Here is a 17381-nt window from a genome sequence, read left to right as displayed (position 1 = left end):
GCTAATGTAATAATTAAGAAATTGTAATTAGCAAAATCTGGGAGACTATGATTAATGAAAATTTGTCTAATCGCGAAAATAGTGGTACCAATTAGGAAACTATGATTAGTGAAAATTCGTCTAATCCGAGAAATTAGTGGTCATATATAGGGAACTTCGATTAGTGAAAATTAGTCCCTTCGTGTGAATTCGTGCTCATTCCTTTGCTTTCGTATCCACCACCACCGTCACCGGCCCATCATTCAACAATCTTATCTTCATATCCGCCCCAAAGATCCCGGCTTCGGTTTTTCTGCCCGTTAGGTTTTCCAGTTCTTTAAGCATTTGTTCGTAAAGAGGTATGGCCTTATCTGGTCTTGCCGCCCTCGTAAAGCCAGGTCTATTACCCTTTTTCGTAGATGCAAATAACGTAAATTGAGAGATCAGGAGGATACCGCCTTGAACGTCCATTACAGATTTATTCATAAGCCCCTGCTCGTCTCCGAAGATCCTCATGTTGACCAGCTTCTGCGCCAGCCATTTCAGGTCTTCTTCAGTGTCTGCATCTTCCACACCAAGGAGTACCAATAGCCCTTGCCCTATTTCTCCTGTTATTTTCCCTTCCACGGTACAGGAAGCCTCGTTGACGCGTTGAATAACCGCTCTCATAACTTAAATAATAAATGAATATTAGGAATGGAGAAACTAAGTTCTGGTATCATTGCCGTTGTAAATGCTTAGATAGCTATCATAGCGACTTTCGTCAATTTCCCCCTCCTCAACAGCTTCCATTACCGCACATCCAGGTTCATTAATGTGTCTGCAGTTATGGTATTTGCATTCATTGAGCCGCTCTCGCATCTCTGGAAAGAAATGGCCAAGCTCTTGCTTCTCTATATCAATGATGCCTAGTTCACGGATACCTGGAGTGTCTATAATATAACCTCCTCCGGGTACGTTGTGCATTTCGGCGAAGGTAGTAGTATGCTGTCCTTTGTCGCTCCAGTCGGATATTGCTCCGGTCTTTAGTTCTTTGTCTGGAATCAATTGGTTGATGAGCGTAGATTTCCCCACTCCAGAATGGCCGGAAAACAAGGTGACCTTGTCTTTTAACAGTTCCTTAATTTCATCAAGATTTGTTCCTTCCAGAGCTGATACCTCATAGCAGGGGTAGCCTATACGCGTATAAATATCTTGATACTCAGCAAGGATTTCCAATCCTTCTTCACTGAACAAGTCCAGTTTATTGAAGATGAGGCCGGCAGGAATATCATAAGCTTCAGCAGTTACCAAAAAACGATCTATAAAGCCAAGAGACGTTCTGGGAGATGCAAGGGTGACGATCAAAAAGGCCTGATCTAAATTCGCTGCAATGATTTGAGCCTGCTTGGAAAGATTAACAGATTTACGGATGATATAATTCTTTCTGTCATGCAATTTAGTGATCACCGCTGTATCCTGCTCCGGCTCTAGTTCGATATCTACCTGATCTCCTACAGCAATTGGATTGGTTGTCTTTATGTCTTTTGTCCGGAATTTTCCTTTAATACGGCAATCGACTATTTTGCCACCTTCTGTGACTACCTGATACCAGCTTCCTGTCGATTTTATGACTAATCCCTGCATTGAGAGCAAAGTTAAAAGATTAAACACGAATTACACGAATTACACGAATTACACGAATTACACGAATTACACGAATTACACGAATTATCCCTTTAGAAGCTTGAATTTTTCCAATTGTTTGTTTGAACAGGACGTTCGAAAGCAAAGGCAGGAACCATGTCAATGTTATTTGTAAAAGAATTGCTGCTATATATTCTGCTTGAAGACCGTCCGTCAGGCGCAAGACTTATGATAGCGCAGTTATTGTTTTCTTGATTAGTATAATATCATTTGCGATTTTGAAAATTTACTGCTTACTTTACGCCCGAAATTAAAACAATGATAAAGTTTACTTATACCATTACAAAAACGATTACCACCACGTACAATGCGTCAGGAGGAAGTTCGTATTTGGTGTAATTGAAAAATATAAAAGACCATTAAGCGCCTTCCTCCCACAAAGGGGGAAGGCGCTTTTGTTTAAATTTTAGTGAATAGCTCCGTTTGTGAGGAGCATAACATAAATGGTGGGGAGGATAGATTCTCGTATCTATGATCTCACATCTCAAATCTCATAAATAAATGAATGTATTAAAGTTTGGTGGTACATCAGTCGGATCGGTAGAGAGTATCCGGACCCTGATAAGTATCCTTCAGAGAGAGAAAGCTGAAAATGGAAGCCCTGTTGTTGTATTGTCTGCAATGGGTGGAGTTACGAATTTACTTGTAAGCATGGCCGATAAAGCTGCTACGGGTCAAGATTTTTCTCAGGACCTGACGGATCTGGAAAACCGCCACTTTGATGTGGTGAAGGCCTTACTGGAAGTCCCACGTCAGAACCCTGTTTTCACAAAGCTTAAGCTATTCTTTAATGAGATTGAAGACCTTCTTCAAGGTGTTCTTAGTCTAAATGAACTTACTCCTCGTACGCGTGATCGTATATTAAGCTATGGCGAGCGTTGTTCTACCTTAATGGTTAGCAGGATTGCAGATCAATATATAGGAGATTCCGTGTTTGCGGATGCTTCTCAATTCATAAAAACAGATAGCAATTTCGGGAACGCGAAGGTTCAGACTGAAGTGACCGACTTATTGGTTCGCGGATTCTACGAGGAGAATAAAGATAAATTGATCTTTGTTACTGGTTTTATTGGCAGTAACGACACAGGTAGCATTACAACCTTAGGTCGCGGTGGCAGCGATTATACCGCAGCTATTGTTGGTGCTGCTTTAAACGTGAACGCTATTGAGATCTGGACGGATGTAAATGGAATGATGACGGCCGATCCGCGGATCGTGAAGAAAGCTTTCCCATTAACTGAGCTTTCTTATACTGAAGCAATGGAACTTTCCTACTTCGGTGCAAAGGTTATTTATCCTCCAACGATGATCCCGGCTTTCCTGAAGAAGATCCCTATTGTTATCAGGAATACTTTCGAGCCTGATTTCCGCGGTACTGTTATCAGTCACGAGACTAACAGATCTGAGCATAGCGTAAAGGGAATTTCTTCCATAAATGATATAAGCGTTCTTAACCTTACCGGAAGCGGAATGGTGGGTAAAGCTGGTTTTAGCGGACGATTATTCTCGTTATTAGCCCGCGAGCAAATAAACGTTGTTCTGATCACTCAAAGTTCATCCGAGCATAGTATCACCTTTGCTGTGAATCCTGCGGACGCTTTTAAGGCGAAACAATTGATTGAGCATGAATTCGAACTTGAGCTTGAGGCGAAGAAAATTGAAAGTCCTGTAATCGAGGAAGGATTATCCGTTCTTGCCATCGTAGGGGAGAACATGAAGGAAACTCCGGGTATTGCCGGTACTTTGTTCCATGCTTTAGGTCGCAATGGTGTAAATGTTCGTGCAATTGCGCAGGGCTCATCCGAGTACAATATTTCGGTTATTATTTCCCGTCATGATCTGGCAAAAGCTTTAAATGCGGTTCATGATGCTTTCTATACAGATCTTAAAAAGACCCTGAATATTTTCTGCGTTGGTACAGGAAATATCGGAAAAACCCTTTTCCGTCAGTTGGAAGAGCACAGGGAGTTTTTAAAGCAACAAAATGGAATTTTAATTAATGTTATTGGTATCAGTAACAGTAAGAAGATGGTCTTCAATCCCGAAGGTCTGTCCTTACAGAATTGGGAAGAAACATTAAATGCTTCCGAAGAAGTTGCTAGCCTGGACAAGTTTGTTCTTAAGATGAAAGAGCTGAACCTTCCAAATGCAGTCTTTGTTGATAACACTGCTAGTCCGGCTCCCATCTCAAAGTATGCAGAAATACTTAGTTCTACTATTTCAGTAGTAACTTGTAATAAGATAGGAAATTCCTCTTCTTATGCACAATATAAAGCCTTCAAAGATGCTGCACACAAACACGGAGTGGATTTCTTCTATGAAACTAACGTAGGCGCTGGATTACCTATCATTCGTACTCTAAAAGATTTGATGATGAGTGGTGACAGGGTAGTTCGTATCGAAGCAATTCTTTCAGGAACGATTTCCTTTATCTTCAATAATTTCAAAGGAGACCTGACATTCCATGACGTAGTGAAAACTGCACAGGAAAAAGGTTATACTGAACCCGATCCCCGTGATGATTTAAGTGGAACTGACTTTATGCGTAAAATCCTGATCCTTGCAAGAGATGCAGGTCACGAGCTAGAGCCAGAAGATGTTAAGATAGGAGCAATCCTTCCGAAAGCATGTATGGAAGCTACTTCTGTTGAGGATTTTTACGAGCAGCTGAAAGCAAATAATTATTTCTTTGAGAAATTGAAGAACGATGCGGAAAGTAGTGGAAAGGTGCTTCGTTATATAGGTAAGCTTGAAAATGGTCAGGCTACTATTTCATTGGAAATGGTAGACGAAAACCATCCGTTCTATATGCTTTCAGGTAGTGATAATATTATTTCCTTCACTACCGACCGGTACAAAGAACGTCCACTGGTAGTGAAAGGCCCTGGTGCAGGTGCCGAAGTTACAGCTGCCGGTGTATTTGCTGATATCGTTAACGTAGGGGCCTAAGTCCCATCCCCCTTAAGGGGTTTTTTCTAACGCTTTAAATAAGCCCCTTTAGGGGTTTGGAGTCAATGAGAGAATCAATAAGAGTTTTTGCTCCGGCTACTGTAGCCAATGTGGTATGTGGCTTTGATGTTTTGGGACTTGCAGTCAATGCGCCGGGTGATGAGGTGATTATGCGTCGAAGGTCTGAGCCAGGAGTTGTAATCACTAAGATCACAGGAGATGATGGCAGACTTCCACTAGATCCTGCAAAGAATACAGCAAGTGCATGCGTTCAAATGTTTTTGCAGCACATTGGAAGAACAGATATCGGAGTTGAGATCGAATTACATAAAAAAATGCCCATTGGGAGTGGTCTCGGTTCAAGTTCTGCCAGTACTGTTGCAGGCTTGTTTGCTATCAATTCCCTTTTAGATTGTCCGATTAAGCAAGATGACCTGCTTCCCTTCGCTATGAAAGGGGAGGAGTTGGCTTGTGGATTCGGCCATGCTGATAATGTTGCCCCGGCTTTGCTGGGAGGTTTCATCCTTGTAAGAAGTTATGATCCTCTCGACGTTATCAAACTTCCTTATCCAGAAGAATTGCATACTGCGATAGTATTCCCGGAAGTAGATGTTCCCACCAGGGATGCAAGGCAAATGATCCGTAGTAAAGTGCTGTTAAAAGATGCAGTTACCCAATGGGGAAATGTTGCCGGTCTGGTAAGCGGACTTTTCATGAAGGATATGGACTTGATAGGGAGAAGTATGGTGGATGTGTTAGTCGAGCCTGTTCGCTCTATCCTGATACCTGATTTTCATAAGATGCGAGAAATTGCAATGGGATTAGGAGCTTTAAGTTTCGGAATCTCAGGTTCTGGTCCGTCAGTATTCTCGTTTACAAAAGACCAGGAAACTGCAGAAAGGATAACTGCGGCAATTCAAAAGCACCTTTCAACGTTAAGTATAGGCAGCCAGGGATATGTTTCCAAAGTGAATGCTAACGGTCCTATAATATTAGATTAATGCCTAGGATCAATCGTAAATCAAATAGCGGCTTCAATTCCAATCGTAATTCTGAAATCTAAAATCGTAAATCAATTTGGCGCTAGCAAGACAAATCGTAAATCGTAATTCTAAAATCGTAAATCAAATTGAAATTCTATAGTACCAATAATTCAGCTTTATCAGTAGACTTTAAAGAGGCTGTGTTCAATAGCATGCCTCAGGATAAAGGTTTATATATGCCCTACGAAATCCCGACGTTGGACGAGGATTTCATTAACAATATTGAGAAATATTCACTTCAGGAAATTGCTTTCAAAGTGGCGAAAACCATTCTTAAGGATGCTTTGCCTGAAGCTGATCTTAAAGCTATTGTTGAAGAGGCAATTAACTTTCCTGCTCCAGCAAGAAAGCTTGATGAGAATACCTATGTACTTGAGCTCTTTCACGGACCGTCTTTAGCTTTTAAGGATTTTGGGGCCAGGTTCATGAGCAGGATCATGGCTTATTTTCTTGAAGAAGGAGAGAAGACACTAAATGTGCTTGTTGCTACGTCAGGTGACACCGGAGGTGCAGTTGCTTTAGGCTTTTTAGGGGTACCTAACACCCAGGTTACTATCCTATACCCAAAAGGAAAAGTAAGTCCTATCCAGGAGCTTCAATTAACTACGAATGGACAAAATATCCGGGCAGTTGAAATTGATGGGACTTTCGATGACTGCCAGACATTAGTAAAGCAGGCCTTTGTGGATGCTGAATTGAATGAGAAGTTCAGGCTGACTTCAGCTAACTCTATCAATATCTCCCGGTTAATTCCCCAAACCTTCTACTATTTCAATGCTTATGCTCAGTTAAAGAGAGAAGGGAAAACGGATGTAGTTTTTTCTGTGCCTAGCGGAAATTTTGGAAACATAGGAGCAGGTTTGCTGGCGTGGAAAATGGGATTGCCTGTTAAACAATATATTGCAGCAACGAACGTGAACGATACTGTGCCTGCTTTCTTTAAAACAGGTAAATATGAACCGAAACCTTCCATAGCTACTTTATCTAATGCAATGGACGTCGGTAATCCAAGTAACTGGGTTCGTATTATGACTTTGTTTAAGAACGAATTAGAGGAAGTTAAAAAGGAAGTATCGGCGGCTAGTTATACCGACGAGCAAACAAGAGCTGCAGTGATGGAAGTGTACGAAAAATACGATTATATCGTATGTCCGCATACAGCTATCGCCTGGTTAGCAGTTGAGGATTATAGAAGGGTAACAGGAGATCTGAAAAGTGCAGGAGTCTTCCTTTCTACAGCACACCCTTGTAAGTTCCCTGATATTTATGAGGGAGAAATGGCTGCTCAGGTCGAGATTCCCGAGCAGGTGAAAGTATTGGAAGGCAAGCCAAAGCAAGCTGTAGAGCTAGGTGTTGACTTTGAAGGATTTAAACAATATTTATTGAAAAATTAATAACGTGATCAATACAATAATCTTCGATCTAGGTGCAGTTCTAATAGACTGGCACCCTTTTCATCTATACAAACAGATATTCAGCGACGAAGCTGAAATGAACCAGTTCATCGAAACCATTTGTACTAATCATTGGAATGAGGAACAGGATGGAGGCAGAACTTTAGCCGAAGGCACAGAAATGCTGGTTAAGCAATTTCCTGAACACGAGGAGAACATTCGCGCCTACTATGGAAGATGGACTGAGATGCTGAACGGGCCGATTCAGGGAACAGTAGATATCTTCAAAAGATTAAAGGATAGTGGTAAGTATAAGATCTACGCTCTTACTAACTGGTCTCATGAAACCTTCCCAATTGCTCAGGAGAAGTTTGACTTTCTTAACTGGTTTGACGGGGTAGTGGTTTCCGGTACTGAGAAAATGAGAAAACCACAGCCGGAGTTCTATCAACTACTTTTGGATCGCTACAATGTTAAGCCGGAAGAGGCTGTATTCATCGACGATAATTTTAGAAATATAGAAGCTGGTAGGAAGCTTGGAATAGATAGCATCCATTTTACTAGTCCTACAGAATTGGAAGCAGAGCTGCAGAAAAGAGGCCTGCTTTAAGTAATTTTCAATTTTTCTTGCTGATAATGATGTTATTAGTGGAAAAATGAAAATTAGCTCTGGTAGAATTCCAAAACTTTTCTACCTTTGCAGCCATAACAACGAAGCCTCCTTAGCTCAGCTGGTAGAGCAACTGACTTGTAATCAGTAGGTCATTGGTTCGATTCCGATAGGAGGCTCAAAAAACAAAAAAGCCCTGTTTGATATCTCAGACAAGGCTTTTTTGTTTTTAGTGATATTTTCCGTTCCTTAGGGAAACTTAAATACCACTCTGAAATTACCATGGCATTAAACCGACCAAAACTACCTGGCTTATTAGCGAAGTTATCTTTCTTAACACTTCTACTCCTCTTGACTCTACGTCCCGATCAGGTGTTTGCAAGTAAAAAGCCTTTAAAGATCTTATTAATTACAGGTGGTTGCTGCCATAATTATCCGGCTCAAACGGAACAGCTAAAAAAGGCGGTTTCTAAGAATACAACTGCCGAATGGACCGTTATAAATGAGGGAGGAACCGGTACAACTGCAACAATTAGCCTTTACAGTAAAGAAGCTTGGGCAAAAGGTTATGATTTGGTAGTGCACAACGAGTGCTTTGCCGATACAAAAGATCCGGACTACATTAAGAAAATTACTTCTGCCCACGCTAAAGGAGTACCTGCCGTTGTTATTCACTGCGCTATGCATACTTATCGAACAGCAGAAATTGACGATTGGAGAGAGTTCTTGGGAGTTACCAGCAGACGGCATGATCACCAGAGCCAATATCCCGTGCAGAAGACTGGAGATCATTATATAACGAAAGACCTTCCAAAGCAGTGGACAGGGCCAAAAGATGAATTATATATTATTGAGAAGGTATGGCCTAATACGAAAATGTTAGCTACCTCCGTCAGTGAACGTGATGGTAAAACGCATCCAGTTATCTGGACGAATAAGTATGGGAAGGCGAGAGTTTTTGGAACAACTTTCGGTCACTCAGATGAAATGTTTTCTGATGAAGTTTTTTTGGGAGTACTGGCCCGGGGAATAATTTGGGCAGCGGGACGAGATTAATTATAGAACATAAAAAGACCGGCGCTTGAGCCGGTCTTTTTGTTATAAACCTATGGGGTATAAGCCAAATTAGGACTCAGCCATCTTTCAGCTTCTTCCAGTGTCATGTTCTTCCGTGTTGCGTAATCTTCTACCTGGTCTTTAGTTATTTTACCTAATCCAAAGTAGCGGGATTCGGGATGCGAGAAGTAAAAACCGCTAACAGAAGCCGCAGGATACATGGCAAAGCTCTCCGTCAAATGTATACCGGTCGTTTCTTCTGCTTTCAACAAATTAAATAGTGTACGCTTTTCGGTATGTTCAGGACAAGCCGGATATCCCGGTGCAGGCCTGATCCCTTGATACTTTTCTTTAATCAGTTCCTCATTATTCAAATCCTCGTCCTTCGCATAGCCCCAGTACTCTTTACGTACCAACTCATGCATCTTCTCAGCGAAAGCTTCAGCAAATCGGTCAGCGATAGCTTTAGTCATGATGCTGTTATAGTCGTCGTGGTTTTTCTCAAACTCTGCTACCAGTTCATCACATCCTATGCCGGCTGTAACGGCAAATCCGCCAAAGTAATCTTCTACACCGCTTTCTTTAGATGCAACGAAATCGGAAAGTGCATAGTAAGGCTCGCCCTCCATTTTTTCAGTTTGCTGACGAAGAGTATGAATAACAACAGGAGATTGATCTTCTGATTTCAGCTCTATATCGTCATCATTTATCGTATTCGCTTTCCAGAACCCTATAACCGCTTTTGCTTTTAACAGCTTCTCGTCCACAATTCGTCTCAATAGCCTTTGCGCGTCTTCGTACAGCTTTTTAGCCTCATCTCCCACTACTTTGTCCTCGAAAATGCGCGGATAGCTTCCGCGAAGCTCCCACGTATGAAAAAATGGAGTCCAGTCGATGTACGCTTCGAGCTCAGTCAGCGGGAAGTCTTCGAAGACTTTAGTTCCCAATAGAGATGGAGCAGAGGCTACCAGATCAGTGTTAATTTGGAACTTATTCTCCCGGGCTTCCTTGATCGTTTTATATCTTTTGTCTGACCGCTTATTTAAATGTGCTTCTCTCGCTTTCTCGTATTCTGCTTTAATGTTTGTTATATAGGTCTCTTTTGCTTCGCCATTCATTAGCGTGCTACAAACAGTAACGCTCCTTGAAGCGTCTAACACGTGTACCACAGAACCCGAATAGTTTGGATCAATCTTAACTGCAGCATGAATGCGGGAAGTAGTAGCACCACCGATCAGCAATGGAATGCTGAAGCCTTCACGTTCCATTTCCTTAGCGAAATGTACCATCTCATCCAAAGAAGGGGTGATCAAACCACTTAATCCGATGATGTCAACATTTTCCTCTTTAGCCCTTTTTATGATCTCCTGGGCAGGAACCATCACGCCCATATCAATAACTTCGAAGTTATTGCAGGCTAGTACAACCCCGACTATATTTTTTCCAATATCATGTACGTCGCCTTTCACAGTGGCTAATAAAACCTTTCCGGCTGAACTTGATCCCGTTGATGAAGGGTTCTTTAACTTTTCTTCCTCGATAAAAGGCAGTAGGTAAGCTACAGCCTTCTTCATTACCCGGGCTGATTTAACAACCTGTGGAAGGAACATCTTTCCTGCGCCGAATAGATCCCCCACTACATTCATTCCGTCCATCAGAGGGCCTTCAATTACCTGCAAAGGTCTGTCGTATTTCTGCCGTGCTTCTTCTACGTCAGCATCAAGGTATTCCACTATACCTTTAACCAAGGAGTGTGTCAGTCGTTCTTCAACGCTTCCTTTTCTCCATTCTTCGTCTCTGACTGCCTCTTTACCTTTAGCTTTAACTGTCTCTGCAAATTCAACCAATCTCTCTGTCGCGTCGGGGCGGCGGTTTAGAAGTACATCTTCTACTCTTTCAAGGAGCTCTTTAGGTATCTGTTCGTAAACCTCCAGCATGCCAGCGTTCACAATCCCCATATCCAGACCTGCATTGATTGCATGGTATAGGAAAGCAGAGTGCATAGCTTCACGCACCACGTTATTTCCCCTGAAAGAGAATGAGATGTTAGAAACCCCGCCACTTACCTTAGCATAGGGAAGATTCTCTTTTATCCAGCGGGTTGCATTAATAAAATCAACCGCATAATTATTGTGTTCCTCTAAACCTGTGGCAACAGTAAGGATGTTGGGGTCGAAGATGATATCCTGAGGAGGGAAACCAACTTTATCTACTAAAATATCATAAGAACGTTTACAGATCTCCACACGTCGCTCATAGTTATCCGCCTGACCATTCTCGTCGAAAGCCATTACAACTACTGCTGCACCGTAGGTCAAGATCTTCTTAGCGCTTTCAATAAATTTCTCTTCACCCTCCTTAAGTGAAATGGAGTTCACAATTCCTTTACCCTGCAGGCACTTTAATCCAGTTTCGATAACCGTCCACTTGGATGAATCGACCATTATCGGAAGTTTAGCGATGTCAGGTTCTGATGCAATCAGATTAAGGAACTTGGTCATTGCCGCTTCCGAGTCAAGCATCCCCTCATCCATGTTCACGTCGATAACCTGCGCACCTCCTTCAACCTGTTGACGGGCAACTGCCAGAGCTCCTTCGTAATCTCCTCCTAGAATTAGTTTAGAGAATTTTGGAGAACCTGTAATGTTTGTACGTTCTCCGATGTTTACGAAAATACTTTCAGGAGTGATTGTAACAGGTTCTAACCCGCTTAAACGTAAATAAGGGTCTACTTGTGGGATTTTCCTTGGAGCATGTTTTGCTGCTTTTTCAGCAATGCAGGCAATATGTTCAGGAGTAGTTCCGCAACAACCTCCTACAATGTTAACAAAGCCATTTTCAATAAAGTCTTCCACAAAGTGAGCCGTTTCATGAGGAAGTTCGTCATAAGCACCAAACTCGTTGGGTAAGCCGGCATTCGGATATGCTGAAACATAACAAGGGGCTTTCTTTGCTAATTCCTCAATATGCGGGCGCATTTCTTTTGCTCCCAAAGCACAATTGAATCCTATACTTAATATGCTAGCGTGCGTAAGTGAATTTAGAAAAGCTTCAGCAGTTTGTCCTGAAAGGGTACGGCCACTGGCATCAGTAATGGTGCCCGAGATCATTATTTCAATCTTTTTGCCAATTTCTTCTTCGTATCGTTTAACGGCAAAAATTCCCGCTTTTGTAATGAGGGTATCTGTAATGGTTTCAAAAAGAAGGACATCAGCACCTCCATCAACAAGACCGCGCACCTGCTCATAAAAAGCTTCTGCAAGCTCATCGAATGTTACAGCTCTGAAACCAGGATCATTCACATCAGGAGACATGGATGCCATTTTGGTAGTTGGACCAATTGCCCCAGCGACAAAACGTGGCTTATCTGGATTTTTAGCAGTGTACTCCATCGCTACCTCTTTTGCAATACGAGCACCTTCGTAACTCATTTCATATGACAGCTCTTCCATCTGGTAGTCTGCCATGGAAATACGTTGTGTGCTGAACGTATTGGTTTCGATAATGTCCGCTCCAGCTTCCAAATATTCCGCGTGGATAGCTTTGATTATATCTGGTCTCGTAATGTTTAGAAGGTCATTGTTGCCCTTCACATCACAAGGATGGTCTTTAAACCTTTCTCCACGAAAATCTGCTTCCGTTAGCTGATAACGCTGGATCATTGTACCCATCGCACCATCAATAATCAGAATTCGTTTCTCAAGCTCTTTTCTAATGTCCATTTTGTATTTAGATATGCAATGTGAAATTGAGGTATGAGAGTTAGCGAAAACTCATATCTATCCCTGTCAACTTGTATGTGGTTAAATCATAAGACTTATAAGAAGTCTCACATCTAATATCTCAAATCTCACATCTAACAATGCTTATTTTCGAAAAGTCGGTCTCCGGCTTTCTTTCTAACTTATCTTTTCCTAATCCTCAGGTGCGGACTCGGATAGAATTTAGCACCTTGTAAGTACAGGTTGCTAAGACTTCATAGGGTCTAGTCCCTCCGTCTTTCTGAATAAGCAATGCAAAAATGCAATAAAGTCGGGTGATTTGCAAATAAGAAAGGCATCACCGGTGGTAATGCCCTTCGAAATGAGTTTGCTATGATGATTTCCTTCCTGAGAATACTCCTAGCAGATATAAGGATAGATCAGTGCAACCTCTTTGTCAACTGCTCCTCAACATTTTTGAAAAACTGTAAAGGCTTCAGATTTCTCCATGTCATTTCGTCCAGATTTCCACCAAAGTTGATATAGTAGTCGATATTACTTTCCTTAAATTCATCCACTACATGTTCTCTGAAATTTACACCGGCAATCCAACCGTCCTCAACATCCTGGAACCATTCTTCATAGTAAGAATCATCTGAAGCATGGAAGTTTAATACGTTTTCACCTATCAAAATGAATTTATTAATGCCTTCCTGCATCATTAGTTCAAGGATCTCCCTTTTTAGGAGCATTATATCATTGTATAGCGTATCGTTCCATTCTCCAATGAGTTCGATGATGGCATAGTGTCTATCGTAGTCAACGAAGAGGATTTTAATATATAACGTCTGAGAACCAAAATGATCCCATTGAGGATGAATGTAGTAATTGTAGATCATTTTATCAAACTCGAACTCGCTGTACTCGGTCTGATAAAAGGGAGACTTCTCATCTTCCGCTGCCACATAATCGTCACGCCACCTGTAATATGGTTCTATGTCGTGCATATTGCCCTCCGTCTCCCTTTTGGGAGAAATAATATTTAGTGTTCTTTTTTAAAAGCTTCCACTGCTTTTCTAACATTTCCATGTTGTTCGAGCAGTTTTTGTGCCGTTTCTTCATTTGACCCCGTAGCTTCCATTACCATATTAACGGCGCGATGGATCAGCTTGTTGTTGCTAAGCTGCATGTCGAACATCTTGTTGCCTTTAACCCTGCCTAACTGTATCATAACAGTCGTACTGATCATATTTAATACCAGTTTTTGTGCAGTTCCAGACTTCATACGGGTGGAACCCGTAACGAACTCGGGACCTACAACTACTTCTATTGGAAATTTGGATTCGGCAGCCACAGCACTTCCTTCATTACATACAATGCAACCTGTAACAATTCCCATGTGATTAGCCATTTGTAAGCCACCGATAACATAGGGAGTTGTGCCCGATGCTGCGATTCCTACAAGAACGTCTTTATCAGAAATATTGTATACCTGCAAGTCTTTCCATGCCTGTTCCCTGTCGTCTTCTGCAAATTCAACTGCTTTCCGGATTGCTCCGTCGCCACCAGCGATAATACCAATAACCCAATCATGCGGAACTCCATAAGTAGGCGGACATTCAGATGCATCGACAATACCTAAACGACCGCTAGTGCCAGCACCTATGTAAAACAGTCTGCCACCCGCTCTCATCTTTTCAGATATAACTTCTACGAGTTTCTCAATTTGAGGTATAGCTTTTTCAACAGCTAATGGAACAGTTTTATCTTCATTGTTGATTCCGCGAAGCAAGGCTTCAACTGGCATTTGGTCGAGGTCGGTATATAGCGAGTCCTGCTCGGTAGTTCGATTCATAGCGCAAAGGTCAGAATTTTTGCTGAGGGTGAAAGAAAAAGAGTCGCTAGACAGGCAGCTTTATGATAGTACAATGGATATTCTGGATGTTTTCAGGGTTACAACATTAGTTCTGTGACATCTTCCATTGAGTAATCAGGATTGGCTCCTTTTCTTGATGCCACTAGTGCTCCAGCCGCACATGCTCGTTCCAGAACCGCGTCAATAGGCCTTCGTTCCAGGTAACCGGAAAGAAAAGTAGCGAGAAAGGCATCTCCCGCACCAACGGTATCAGCTACTTCAACTTTAAAGCCAGCGTGTTGGTAGAAATTCCCTTCATGATACACTGCGGCTCCGTCACCTCCGAGGGTAACACAAACCGTTTTTATTCCGGTAGCTTTGGCAACTTCTGATATATAGGCTTCTAGACTGTCTCCGCCAATACTTAATAAGGTCCCGATGTACCCTAATTCATCTTCATTTAATTTCAGGAGATCACATTTAGATATCAGTTCTTTGATTAGTTCCTGCTCCAAATAGGGAGGTCGAAGGTTTAGGTCGAGCACTTTTAACCTTGCCGCGGGGATGAGTTGAAATAGTGTAGTTCTTGACTGTTCTTCGCGAACTGCAAGACTTCCAAATAAAAATGCGTCTGCACTTTTTACGAATTCTTCTAGCTCTGATGTGTAATTGATCTCATCCCAGGCCACTGGTTTCACAATGGTATAAGTGGGATGCTGTTGTTCATCCAAATCTACTTCAACGACTCCGGTAGGTAAAGATGGATGTTCTTGGATGTAACTGGTGTTCAGGCCCTGGGTCTCCAGGTACGACCTGAGGTCTTCTCCGTTTTGATCTTCACCCAGGCTACTGATAACAACCGCATCAACAGCATTTCTAAACAGATGAAGGGCTGCATTCATTGGAGCACCTCCTGGTTTTCTGCCATCCTTAAAATTATCCCATAAAACCTCGCCGAAGCAAACTACTTTTTTCATCTACTATAATTTTAATGAGAGGGCGGAATTGCGACTGTTATATATTCTGCCAGCTCCTTGTAAATCTAAAAGCTTTTTTCTTTGTGATGGTTTTCAGATTTATAAAAAGCATTTAGAAGCGGATCTCACTAATGGATGATGACCTCAGAAAGGCAATCTTTTAGCCAGGTAGATATAAAAAGAAACCCGGCTGGAGGGGGCCGGGTTCAACTGAGAGCATTAATGGTTAATTTGGCATTAATACAGTATCTAATACGTGGATTACTCCATTTTTCTGAAAAACATCCTTGATGGTAACCATCGAGGTCATTCCTTTTTCGTCTTTAAGTACAAGGTTTTTGCCATTCATCATTGCCCAAAGTTTTCCGCCATTGGCTGTTTTGAATTCAGCAGTTCCGTTTCCTTTTTTGATCGCGGAAGCAATGTCAGATGCGCTGTGTCTTCCGGCAACAACATGGTAAGTAAGAATATTGGTGAGCGTAGTCTTATTCTCCGGTTTAACTAAAGATTCAACTGTTCCGGCAGGAAGTTTATCGAATGCAGCGTTAGTTGGGGCAAATACGGTAAATGGTCCTTCAGACTTCAAGGTTTCTACAAGGCCGGCTGCTTTAACCGCTGCAACCAAAGTAGTGTGATCTTTTGAGTTTACAGCATTGTCTACAATGTCTTTAGTAGGGTACATGGCAGCACCGCCTACCATTACTGTTTTCTGAGCAAAAGTTTCGGTACATAATACAGTAGCTACTACTGCAATAATTGTCAGGGCAATTCTTTTCATGATTGAGGGTTCTTTTTGTTATCATGAAGAATTACGAAATGTAAAAAGGAGTGGATTTCTTTTGATTAAATTTATTGCTCAGTTGAAATAAAGAGTTCAGATGCAATATGGTCAGCAAATAATTTCCCCTCTTTGGTCAACCTGACTTTATTATCTGATATCGTCACCAATTCTTTTTCCTGGAACTCCTGCAGAGATCCTGTAAGCATATTTTTAAAGTCTGAGCCGAATTCTTTTTCCACGAAAAGTAGGTCTGTTCCCCATATAGTTCTTAATGAAGTCATGATATATTCATTAAAACGGTCCTCTTTACTTAAGATCTCCCTATCTGCCGGTACAACGCCATCTAGTATAGATTTAATGTATTTGGAGTTATTAGCAATGTTCCACTGTCTTTCTGTACCGTTAAATGAGTGAGCAGAAGGTCCAAGACCCAGATAAGTTACACCCTTCCAGTAATTAGCATTGTGTTTTGAGTAGTACCCGGGTTTTGCAAAGTTTGATATTTCGTAATGCTCGAATCCTGAAGATTCCAAACTCTCTATCAGGATAACAAATTGTTCGGCGCTTTGCTGATCATTCATGGCTGCCTGTTTGCCGCTTTTTATGAAGTGTGCAAGTGCCGTTCTCTGTTCTACGGTCATCGAATAGGCAGATATATGGGGGACGGCCAGCTCAACCATCCTGTGGATATTATTTTTCCATTTATGATCTGTTAGAAGAGGGTAGCCATAAATAAGGTCTGCTGTTATGTTTTCGAAGCCAGCATCTTGTACTCGCTTTATTGAAGCTTCTGCTTGCTGCGAGTTATGTGCACGGTTCATCCAAATGAGATCTTCCTCATAAAATGACTGAACGCCAATACTAAAGCGATTTACCTGGGTTTGTCTTAATTCCTTTACTGCCTGGCTTTCCAAATCGTCAGGATTAGTTTCCAGTGTGATTTCTGCATCTGCTTTTACCTCATGTAAGGCTGTGATAGAATCAATAAGTCGTTGTATTTCACCTGCGCCTACAACAGACGGCGTTCCTCCCCCAAAATAGATGGTGTCAACCGGACTCCCTTCCAGGAAATTTTTCTGCAGTCTGATCTCATCATGCATTGCCTTTAACAGCACATCCTTGTCGCGAAAGGAGGTGGTAAAATGGAAATCACAATAGTGACAAGCTTTCTTGCAGAAGGGGATATGAAGATATATTCCGGCCATGTTCTTTAATCTTAAGTCGAACAAGAGCCTTTTATATTGCCTTAGCTCCTGTTAGTTATCTTCTTTCTGAGCCGGCTTGAGAGCCATCTGGAAAAGAACAATTGTCCCGCCCGGCAGAATAGAAGATCATCAAAGGTAGCTTGAA

13 protein-coding genes, 1 tRNA gene and 1 riboswitch are annotated in these 17381 nt (G+C 41.8%); of the genes, 6 read left to right on the top strand and 8 right to left on the bottom strand.

Annotated elements, in window-relative coordinates; genetic code table 11:
- Window positions 1–195: 195 nt before the first annotated feature.
- Window positions 196–648, bottom strand: a complete 453-nt coding sequence (gene dtd, locus J4N25_RS22035; protein WP_207423975.1) for a D-aminoacyl-tRNA deacylase — start codon at window positions 646–648, stop codon at window positions 196–198.
- Between the two features lie 36 nt (window positions 649–684).
- Complete coding sequence (gene rsgA / locus J4N25_RS22030) at window positions 685–1605, bottom strand: ribosome small subunit-dependent GTPase A (protein ID WP_207423974.1); 921 nt, start codon at window positions 1603–1605, stop codon at window positions 685–687.
- Between the two features lie 561 nt (window positions 1606–2166).
- Here rsgA and thrA point away from each other — a divergent pair.
- The 6 genes from thrA to J4N25_RS22000 all read left to right on the top strand — a co-directional run bounded on the left by thrA (window position 2167) and on the right by J4N25_RS22000 (window position 8717).
- Window positions 2167–4614 (top strand): bifunctional aspartate kinase/homoserine dehydrogenase I, encoded by a 2448-nt coding sequence (thrA, locus tag J4N25_RS22025; RefSeq protein ID WP_207423973.1) that lies wholly within the window; start codon window positions 2167–2169, stop codon window positions 4612–4614.
- A gap of 65 nt (window positions 4615–4679) precedes the next feature.
- Window positions 4680–5615 carry a homoserine kinase gene (locus J4N25_RS22020; RefSeq protein ID WP_207423972.1) on the top strand — a complete coding sequence of 312 codons (936 nt, stop codon included), beginning with the start codon at window positions 4680–4682 and terminating at the stop codon, window positions 5613–5615.
- A gap of 128 nt (window positions 5616–5743) precedes the next feature.
- The gene (gene thrC / locus J4N25_RS22015; RefSeq protein WP_207423971.1) at window positions 5744–7051 is read left to right on the top strand and encodes a threonine synthase; all 1308 of its coding nucleotides are present in this window, start codon (window positions 5744–5746) and stop codon (window positions 7049–7051) included.
- 4 nt (window positions 7052–7055) lie between these two features.
- Window positions 7056–7661, top strand: coding sequence for an HAD family hydrolase (locus J4N25_RS22010; protein ID WP_207423970.1), 606 nt, complete (start codon window positions 7056–7058; stop codon window positions 7659–7661).
- Window positions 7662–7767: 106 nt separating this feature from the next.
- Window positions 7768–7840, top strand: a tRNA-Thr gene (locus tag J4N25_RS22005).
- 103 nt (window positions 7841–7943) lie between these two features.
- The gene (locus tag J4N25_RS22000) at window positions 7944–8717 is read left to right on the top strand and encodes a ThuA domain-containing protein (protein WP_207423969.1); all 774 of its coding nucleotides are present in this window, start codon (window positions 7944–7946) and stop codon (window positions 8715–8717) included.
- A 50-nt stretch (window positions 8718–8767) separates the two neighbouring features.
- On the opposite strand, the gene metH is transcribed toward J4N25_RS22000, so the two are convergent.
- From metH to hemW, 6 genes are all read right to left on the bottom strand, one after another.
- Complete coding sequence (metH, locus tag J4N25_RS21995) at window positions 8768–12439, bottom strand: methionine synthase (protein ID WP_207423968.1); 3672 nt, start codon at window positions 12437–12439, stop codon at window positions 8768–8770.
- Between the two features lie 179 nt (window positions 12440–12618).
- Window positions 12619–12730: riboswitch (SAM riboswitch) on the bottom strand.
- A gap of 128 nt (window positions 12731–12858) precedes the next feature.
- The gene (locus J4N25_RS21990; protein WP_207423967.1) at window positions 12859–13425 is read right to left on the bottom strand and encodes a hypothetical protein; all 567 of its coding nucleotides are present in this window, start codon (window positions 13423–13425) and stop codon (window positions 12859–12861) included.
- A 35-nt stretch (window positions 13426–13460) separates the two neighbouring features.
- Complete coding sequence (gene murQ, locus J4N25_RS21985) at window positions 13461–14273, bottom strand: N-acetylmuramic acid 6-phosphate etherase (protein ID WP_207423966.1); 813 nt, start codon at window positions 14271–14273, stop codon at window positions 13461–13463.
- A gap of 98 nt (window positions 14274–14371) precedes the next feature.
- Window positions 14372–15250, bottom strand: coding sequence for a carbohydrate kinase family protein (locus J4N25_RS21980; protein ID WP_207423965.1), 879 nt, complete (start codon window positions 15248–15250; stop codon window positions 14372–14374).
- A 226-nt stretch (window positions 15251–15476) separates the two neighbouring features.
- Window positions 15477–16028 (bottom strand): fasciclin domain-containing protein, encoded by a 552-nt coding sequence (locus J4N25_RS21975; RefSeq protein ID WP_207423964.1) that lies wholly within the window; start codon window positions 16026–16028, stop codon window positions 15477–15479.
- 71 nt (window positions 16029–16099) lie between these two features.
- Complete coding sequence (hemW, locus tag J4N25_RS21970; RefSeq protein ID WP_207423963.1) at window positions 16100–17236, bottom strand: radical SAM family heme chaperone HemW; 1137 nt, start codon at window positions 17234–17236, stop codon at window positions 16100–16102.
- Window positions 17237–17381 lie beyond the last annotated feature (145 nt).

The organism is Desertivirga brevis, from assembly GCF_017355835.1.
This window is presented reverse-complemented; position numbering and strand designations above follow the sequence as displayed.

What these genes read in the sequence shown, in the direction of transcription:
- thrA (WP_207423973.1), top strand. Translation starts at nt 2,167, where the DNA reads ATGAATGTATTAAAGTTTGGTGGTACATCAGTCGGATCGGTAGAGAGT.
- dtd (WP_207423975.1), bottom strand. Translation starts at nt 648, where the DNA reads ATGAGAGCGGTTATTCAACGCGTCAACGAGGCTTCCTGTACCGTGGAA.
- metH (WP_207423968.1), bottom strand. Translation starts at nt 12,439, where the DNA reads ATGGACATTAGAAAAGAGCTTGAGAAACGAATTCTGATTATTGATGGT.
- J4N25_RS21975 (WP_207423964.1), bottom strand. Translation starts at nt 16,028, where the DNA reads ATGAAAAGAATTGCCCTGACAATTATTGCAGTAGTAGCTACTGTATTA.
- J4N25_RS21980 (WP_207423965.1), bottom strand. Translation starts at nt 15,250, where the DNA reads ATGAAAAAAGTAGTTTGCTTCGGCGAGGTTTTATGGGATAATTTTAAG.
- J4N25_RS22000 (WP_207423969.1), top strand. Translation starts at nt 7,944, where the DNA reads ATGGCATTAAACCGACCAAAACTACCTGGCTTATTAGCGAAGTTATCT.
- J4N25_RS21990 (WP_207423967.1), bottom strand. Translation starts at nt 13,425, where the DNA reads ATGCACGACATAGAACCATATTACAGGTGGCGTGACGATTATGTGGCA.
- rsgA (WP_207423974.1), bottom strand. Translation starts at nt 1,605, where the DNA reads ATGCAGGGATTAGTCATAAAATCGACAGGAAGCTGGTATCAGGTAGTC.
- murQ (WP_207423966.1), bottom strand. Translation starts at nt 14,273, where the DNA reads ATGAATCGAACTACCGAGCAGGACTCGCTATATACCGACCTCGACCAA.
- hemW (WP_207423963.1), bottom strand. Translation starts at nt 17,236, where the DNA reads ATGGCCGGAATATATCTTCATATCCCCTTCTGCAAGAAAGCTTGTCAC.
- J4N25_RS22020 (WP_207423972.1), top strand. Translation starts at nt 4,680, where the DNA reads ATGAGAGAATCAATAAGAGTTTTTGCTCCGGCTACTGTAGCCAATGTG.